General features: G+C 50.0%; 6 protein-coding genes and 1 pseudogene. 1 reads left to right on the top strand and 6 read right to left on the bottom strand.

Going from position 1 to position 7,123, the window contains the following annotated elements:
• The 4 genes and pseudogenes from B2751_RS03955 to hprK form a co-directional block, all read right to left on the bottom strand.
• Positions 1-281, bottom strand: a pseudogene (locus B2751_RS03955) (acetyltransferase); the annotation flags it as partial.
• A complete protein-coding gene (gene ppaX / locus B2751_RS03960) occupies positions 265-921 on the bottom strand; it encodes a pyrophosphatase PpaX (protein WP_290773112.1) in 657 nt (218 codons plus the stop codon). The gene ppaX and the pseudogene B2751_RS03955, both read right to left, overlap by 17 nt.
• Before the next feature lie 3 nt (positions 922-924).
• Positions 925-1,755 (bottom strand): prolipoprotein diacylglyceryl transferase, encoded by an 831-nt coding sequence (gene lgt / locus B2751_RS03965; protein WP_035409997.1) that lies wholly within the window; start codon positions 1,753-1,755, stop codon positions 925-927.
• Positions 1,755-2,690 carry an HPr(Ser) kinase/phosphatase gene (hprK, locus tag B2751_RS03970; RefSeq protein WP_290772997.1) on the bottom strand — a complete coding sequence of 312 codons (936 nt, stop codon included), beginning with the start codon at positions 2,688-2,690 and terminating at the stop codon, positions 1,755-1,757. Before hprK ends, lgt begins: the two co-directional genes overlap by 1 nt.
• Before the next feature lie 123 nt (positions 2,691-2,813).
• Here hprK and B2751_RS03975 point away from each other — a divergent pair, with 123 nt between their 5' ends.
• Positions 2,814-3,200: a hypothetical protein gene (locus tag B2751_RS03975; protein ID WP_290773001.1), complete on the top strand. Its 387-nt coding sequence runs from the start codon at positions 2,814-2,816 to the stop codon at positions 3,198-3,200.
• Positions 3,201-3,399: 199 nt separating this feature from the next.
• Here B2751_RS03975 and B2751_RS03980 read toward each other — a convergent pair whose 3' ends face one another.
• Positions 3,400-4,509 (bottom strand): DUF4097 family beta strand repeat-containing protein, encoded by a 1,110-nt coding sequence (locus B2751_RS03980; protein WP_056062976.1) that lies wholly within the window; start codon positions 4,507-4,509, stop codon positions 3,400-3,402.
• Between the two features lie 100 nt (positions 4,510-4,609).
• A partial coding sequence (gene uvrA / locus B2751_RS03985; protein ID WP_290773004.1) for an excinuclease ABC subunit UvrA occupies positions 4,610-7,123 on the bottom strand: 2,514 nt, incomplete at its 5' end.

Genomic DNA, 7,123 nt, shown 5'->3' on the forward strand with positions numbered 1-7,123 from the left:
AGGATCGTCGTATTGAAGCCGATGATCGTATTGTCACCAATCGTGATCCGCTCCGGGAACATCGTGTCTGGCATCACCATCAAGGCAAGTGCCGTCTTCTCCCCGATTTTCATCCGAAGACAAGTCCGGTAGAGCGTGTTCTTGAAGCGTAACGACGGGGCAAACCGACCAATCGTGACGATCGTAAAGCACCACATCACTTTAAAGAACGACACCGTCCGGTACATATGCCAGAGTGGATTCGTCGTTCCGACCTGAAACCGATCAGTTCGCCGTGCCATTTTGTTCCTCCAGCCAAGCTGCGAGATGATCCATCGAATCAATGATGACATCCGGTTCGAGAGCTTTTAAGTACGCACGTCCTTTGATCGCCCAACCAACCGCGACCGTCTTCACTCCTGCGTTCTTGCCCCCAAGGATGTCCGTATCGTTGTCACCGACCATGATCGTCTCGTCTGGTGTTGATCCAAGTAACTGCATCGCTTTCTCAAACGGCTCGACGGCTGGTTTTTCTTCCGTTACGTCATCCGCTGCGATGACAGCGTCAAAGAGTGACGTCAATCCGAATAACTCGATGCCGCGGAGAGCGACACGACGACTCTTCGACGTCACGACCGCCATCTTGTAGCCTGCTTTATGCAAACGGCGTAATCCGTCAAGCACACCTGGATACTCGAGTACAAGCGCGTCATGCATGGCAATGTTGTAGCTCCTGTAAAAAGCGACCATCTCTTTCCACTGTTCCGTATTCATCGCTGAGAATGACTTTTCAAGCGTCGGACCGATGAACGGAAGCAGTTCCGCTTCCGTGAACGTCCGGTCGGGGTAATAGTAACTGAGCGTATGCTCAAAGCTTTTTAAGATCAATGGATTCGTATCAATCAACGTTCCATCTAAGTCAAACAAAAGTGTGCGAATCATCGATTACTTCGCCTCCTTTTTTGAACCGTCCAAGTAACGAACGGCATTGCGACGAATGACGAGCATGATCACACCGAAGATGACTAAACAGATCGAGACGACTTGCGCCGTCCGCAGTCCGTCAGCCATCAGACTATCCGTCCGGAGTCCTTCGATAAAGTAGCGTCCGATCGAATACCAAATCAAATAACCGAGGAAGACATATCCACGACGTGGGTTGAACTTCATCCGCCAGACGATTAATAGAATGACACCAATGATGTTCCAGATGCTTTCATAGAGGAATGTCGGTAAGTAGTACGTCCCGTCGATGTACATCTGATTGACGATCCAGTTTGGTAAGTGCAACGTATCTTGTAAGTACGACCACGTCGTCTCGCCGCCGTGTGCTTCTTGGTTGAAGAAGTTGCCCCAGCGTCCGACGGCTTGACCGAACAAGAGCGACGGTGCCAGGATATCAGCGATCTGCCAGAACGAGATCTTTTTCTTCCGCGTATAGATGATGACCGTCAAAATCGCGCCGATGATCGCGCCATGGATCGCGATCCCACCTTGGCGGATGTTGATGATTTGATCGAGATGCTGACTGTAGTAGTCCCACTCGAACGCGACGTAGTAAATCCGGGCACAGATGATACTGATCGGAATCGACCAGATGACGACATCGACCGCATACTCTTCATTGAAGCCGATCCGCTTCGATTCGAAGATCGCGATCAACAGGCCGACGACCGCACCGAGTGCGATGACGATCCCGTACCAGTAAATCGGTACCGGTCCGAGATTGATTGCGACGCGATCAAACGTTGGTTGTACAGAGGCTAGAGTTCCCATCAAAGACCACCATTCCCATCTTCAATTGCTTGCGCGAGACGTCCCGCGAATTCTTCTGCTGTATTAATGCCCATGTTTTTCAGGCGATAGTTCATCGCTGCCACCTCAATAATGACGGCGAGGTTTCGTCCGGGACGAACCGGAATCGTCAAGAACGGGATTTCCGTATCGATGATTTGAAGCGTCTCTTGATCCAGACCAACGCGGTCATAGACTTTCGATTGATCCCAAATCTCGAGGTTACAGACGAGGCTGATCTTCTTGTGCGAGCGAACAGCACCTGCACCGAACAACGTCATCACGTCGATGATCCCGAGTCCACGAATTTCAAGCAGATGTTGAATCAACTTCGGTGCCGTTCCGACTAGAATCCCGTCACCCGTTTGACGAATCTCGACCGAGTCATCCGCGACCAGACGATGACCCCGCTTGACGAGTTCGAGTGCTGTTTCCGATTTACCGACGCCACTTGCTCCTTTAATGAAGACGCCGACACCATAGATATCGACAAGGACACCATGCATTGCCGTCGTTGGCGCGAGTTCCGCTTCGAGGAAGTTCGTGATCTGTGACTCGACCGATGTCGTATGCCCTTTTGTCGTCAACAGTGGCACGTTCGTCTCGTCCGCAGCTTGGATAATCGCTTCCGGCACTTCAAATCCACGTGTGATCAAAATACCAGGTGTTTCATCTGTACAGAGGACGTTCGCTCGTTCACGTTGTTCCTCGTACGTTAAATTATTGAAGAACGTCAATTCTGTTTTTCCGAGAATTTGAAGACGTTCTGCCGGGTAATAAGCATAATAACCGGCAAGCACAAGGCCAGGTCGGCACAAATCAGCCGTTAGAATCGGGCGATGTAAGCCTTCTTCTCCCGTGACGATGTGGAGATTGAATTGTTTTACGATTTCAGCTGTTCGCACTTTTGGTTGCACGCTTCGTCAGCCCCTTTCACTTGAAGTATTGTACCATATTTTTATTCGGTTCATGGAATTGGATTAGAAGCATGATTTCTTGGGAATGTAATAAAGAGTTAATATTTTGAAGGAGGTTTTGCCATGATGTCAGGTGGCGGCATTTGGTTCGTTTTAGTACTTATTTTATTTGGGGTCCTCGCAATCGCTGGTTTCGTATATCTCGTGATTTCGCTGATCGATATGTGGAAAGCCTACTCCCGGAATCAAGATCAAACAGCCCTTTTATTCTTCATTATTTCCATTATCGGGATCTTCATCAGTGGGTCTTTCATCTCTTACGTCCTCGCGATCATCTTCTATTGGAATCGGGCACGCGGAAAGAGTTGGCTCGGCATCGGTCTGATCCTCGTGTCGATTTTCCTCGCGATTATCGGTGTCATCGCCTTACTCTCGTTCGGTTACGATATGAATAATATCGAGAACATGAACTTCGATGAACCGATGATGGATCAGGATTACGATTATTGATGTAGCTACACCCATCTTCTTATGAGGATGGGTGTTTTTACATGTGCAGACGAAGTCGTTCCGCATCTGTGACTCCTACAGGAAAAAGCGCGGTCATCCGCGCTGTCAGAGACAAACGAGCCTGAGGAAAGCACGCAAAGCTGATGCGACGTCATTAGAAAAGCGCAACCTCTTTTTCAAGAAGTTGCGCCGAGTATGCTTATAACGCTTGTGGACTGAGGTGAACGCCGTGTGTGACTGAAATCGTACCTGTCTTCGTATCCGCTTCGACCTCGATTTTTGGTGAACGGCCGCGTCCTGATACGAAATGGAGTTTCCGGTTGACGATCTCTTTTTGATCCCGAATCAATTCCATGTCGTCCAAGTTGCAGTTGAGACCACCAAAGTTCGTCTCAAGTTCCCCGTAGACTTCAGCGCCATGCGGCAACATCAAGGCGATGCTTCCAGCAAGTGACGAGGCTTTGACTTTCGCATTTTGCGCTGTCTTCAGCTCGCAACGTACGTTTCCGTTCGCTGTTTTCAATTCTGAACGTTCGAAGACACCAGTCGTGATGATTTGACCGTTGGCTGTCTTCGCTTTTAAGACTTTCAACTCCGACTCTTCGATTTCGATCGAGCCGTTCGCTGTCGATACTTTGACATCTTCACTGAAGAGGTCACGGACGTTGACCCGACCGTTCGCCGTCATCAGTTGAGCGGACGTCGTATCGAGTGACGATAACGAAATCTCACCGTTCAACGTCTGTAAGACGAATGACTCGTAATGACGGCGTGGTACTTTCAGGTGGACCGTCGCTCGAACACTCTTATCCTTCAAACGAATTGAGAGTGTATTCGCCGACACTGCGTGCTGAACAGCAGCTTGTAGTTGCTCAAGCGCCTGTTCTTCCGTCACCTGTTGGCGGCGGAGCGGACGTCCTGTCACCGTCAATTCGCATTCTTCAAGATCACTCGGTTCGACGACCAAGTTCGCATTGAACAGATCGACGTGAACCGTCTCACCGCTGAACGGGAATTGTTTGACGTAGGTGACGTTCGGACCGGACGCCTGATTAAGCGAAAGATCACTGTCCTTGATCCGGCTGACGAGATTATCGAACGCTGACATGACTTTCGTCGTCAGTGAATCGACAGAATACTGGTCGACCCGATCATATTGTTCTGGTTCATCGACGTACTTATGTTCACTGGCAGAAGTTGCACGTTCGTCGATCGCTTCGAGCCGCTCGAGTTTATCGAGTGCCTCATCAATCGTTAACTTTCCTTCTTTGACTTGCTCCAATATCAATTGACGCATATCTTGCTTCATGAACCGTTCCCTCCTATTCTTGAACCTCAAACGTGTGTTACATGATACTTTCGTTTAAGTTCCCTTAGTTCCTTCCTACGAATCCTCATCCACAAAAGTTTCACGATTCAATTCGTGCCGCGTCGCGTTCAAGGACAGGTGCGAGGTATCGTCCCGTATAAGATGCTTCAACTTCAGCGATCTGTTCCGGTGTACCGGCAGCAACAATCGTTCCGCCACCGTCGCCCCCTTCAGGTCCGAGATCAATCAAGTAGTCGGCCGTCTTGATGACATCCAAGTTGTGTTCGATGACGAGCACCGTATCACCATTGTCGACGAGACGTTGTAAGACTTTCAACAGACGCGCGATATCATGGACGTGGAGTCCCGTCGTCGGCTCATCGAGAATATAGATCGTCTTCCCAGTCGAGCGTTTATGCAACTCGGACGCCAGTTTAACACGTTGTGCTTCCCCGCCGGACAGTTCTGTCGCGGGTTGACCGAGACGCATGTACGTCAGACCGACGTCAGCGATCGTCTGCAGTTTCCGCGTGATTTTCGGAATGTTCTCGAAGAAGGCGAGTGCATCTTCAACCGTCATCTCAAGCACGTCGGCAATCGTTTTGCCTTTATATTTCACTTCGAGTGTTTCGCGGTTATAACGTTTACCGTGACAGACTTCACACGGAACATAGACGTCCGGTAAGAAGTGCATCTCGATCTTGATGATCCCGTCGCCACGACACGCTTCACAGCGCCCACCCTTGATGTTGAAACTGAAACGTCCTTTTTTGTAACCACGGAGTTTCGCTTCGTTCGTCGAAGCAAAGACGTCCCGAATATCATCGAAGACACCCGTATACGTTGCAGGGTTCGAACGCGGTGTCCGACCGATTGGTGACTGATCGATATCGATGACCTTATCGATTTGATCCAGACCGGTGATCCCTTTATGGGCACCCGGTTTTTCTTTCGCCCGGTTCATCTCGTGCGCAATCGTCTTATAAAGAATTTCATTGATCAACGTCGATTTCCCGGATCCCGAGACACCAGTGACAGCGACGAACAGACCAAGCGGAATGTCGACATCGACGTTTTTCAGATTGTTTTCCGATGCTTTGTGGATATGGAGCATCCGACCGTCTGGCTCTTTGCGTGTCGACGGAACAGGAATGAACTTCTTCCCGGACAAGTATTGACCAGTCAACGAGTTCGCATCCTGCATCAACTCTTCCGGTTTTCCGGCTGCTGTGACGAATCCACCATGATCCCCGGCACCTGGTCCGATATCGATCAAGTAGTCGGCTGCCATCATCGTATCTTCATCGTGTTCGACGACGATCAGCGTATTGCCGAGATCACGCATCGCCTTCAGCGTATTGATCAGACGATCATTATCACGTTGGTGTAAACCGATCGATGGTTCATCGAGAACGTAGAGGACGCCCGTCAGACGCGAACCGATTTGTGTCGCAAGACGAATCCGTTGCGCTTCCCCACCGGATAATGTCCCCGCTGCGCGTGAGATCGTCAGGTAATCGAGACCGACGTTCTCAAGGAACGACGCCCGTTCATGAATCTCACGGACGATCATCCGCGAAATCGTCTGATCCTTCTCACTTAATTTCTCCGGTAGTTCGTCGAAGAACATGACCGCTTGTTTAACAGACATCTTCGTCACTTCACCGATATGGTGATCGGATACTTTGACGGCGAGCGATTCCCGTTTCAAGCGATGTCCTTTACACGTCGGACACGCCTTCTTCGCCATGTAGCCTTCCATCTGTTCCCGGATATAATCAGACGACGTCTCCTTGAAGCGACGTTGTAAGTTATTGAGAACTCCTTCGAAGTAGAGGTTCGTATTTCGGACCATCCCGAAGTCATTCTCATAACGGAAGTGAATCTCTTCCTTCGTGTTTCCGTTCAAGATCGTTTCGCGGTGTTCTTCTGACAATTGTTCGAACGGTGTATCCATATCGATTTTAAAGTGGTCACAGACCGCTTTGAGCAATTGTGGATAATACTGCGAGCTCGTTGGTTCCCACGCCACGATTGCCCCTTCGTTCAATGACTTATCGGGATGCGGCACGACGAGATCAACATCGACCTCAAGCTTCGTTCCGAGACCATCACATGACGTACAAGCACCAAACGGTGAGTTAAACGAGAACATCCGTGGTTCGAGTTCGCCGATTGAGAAGCCACAAATTGGACAAGCATGATGTTCACTGAACAACAATTCGTTGCCGTCCATTGTATCGACGATGACGCGACCATCCGCGAGGCGAAGTGCAGTCTCAAGTGAGTCCGCAAGACGGGCTTCGACGTCTGGCCGCACGACGACACGGTCGACGACGACTTCGATCGAGTGTTTCTTGTTTTTCTCAAGCGTGATCTCTTCGGCGAGATCCATCGTCTCTCCGTTGACACGCACGCGGACGAAACCTTCCTTCTTCAAATCGTCGAGCACCTTGACGTGCGTTCCTTTTCGTCCGGAAACGATTGGCGCGAGAATTTGCAGACGCGTCCGCTCCGGCAACTCCATCACTTGGTCGACCATCTGGCTGATCGTCTGGCTTGAAATCTCGATTCCGTGATTCGGACAAATCGGTTTACCAATTCGTGCGTACAA

Origin of the sequence: Exiguobacterium sp. UBA6282 (genome assembly GCF_002440475.1) — a bacterium.
GTDB lineage: Bacteria > Bacillota > Bacilli > Exiguobacteriales > Exiguobacteriaceae > Exiguobacterium_A.

Bases quoted from the DNA above. Each gene is read 5' to 3' on its own strand.
- ppaX (WP_290773112.1), bottom strand. From the start codon at position 921: ATGATTCGCACACTTTTGTTTGACTTAGATGGAACGTTGATTGATACG.
- lgt (WP_035409997.1), bottom strand. From the start codon at position 1,755: ATGGGAACTCTAGCCTCTGTACAACCAACGTTTGATCGCGTCGCAATC.
- B2751_RS03975 (WP_290773001.1), top strand. From the start codon at position 2,814: ATGATGTCAGGTGGCGGCATTTGGTTCGTTTTAGTACTTATTTTATTT.
- B2751_RS03980 (WP_056062976.1), bottom strand. From the start codon at position 4,509: ATGAAGCAAGATATGCGTCAATTGATATTGGAGCAAGTCAAAGAAGGA.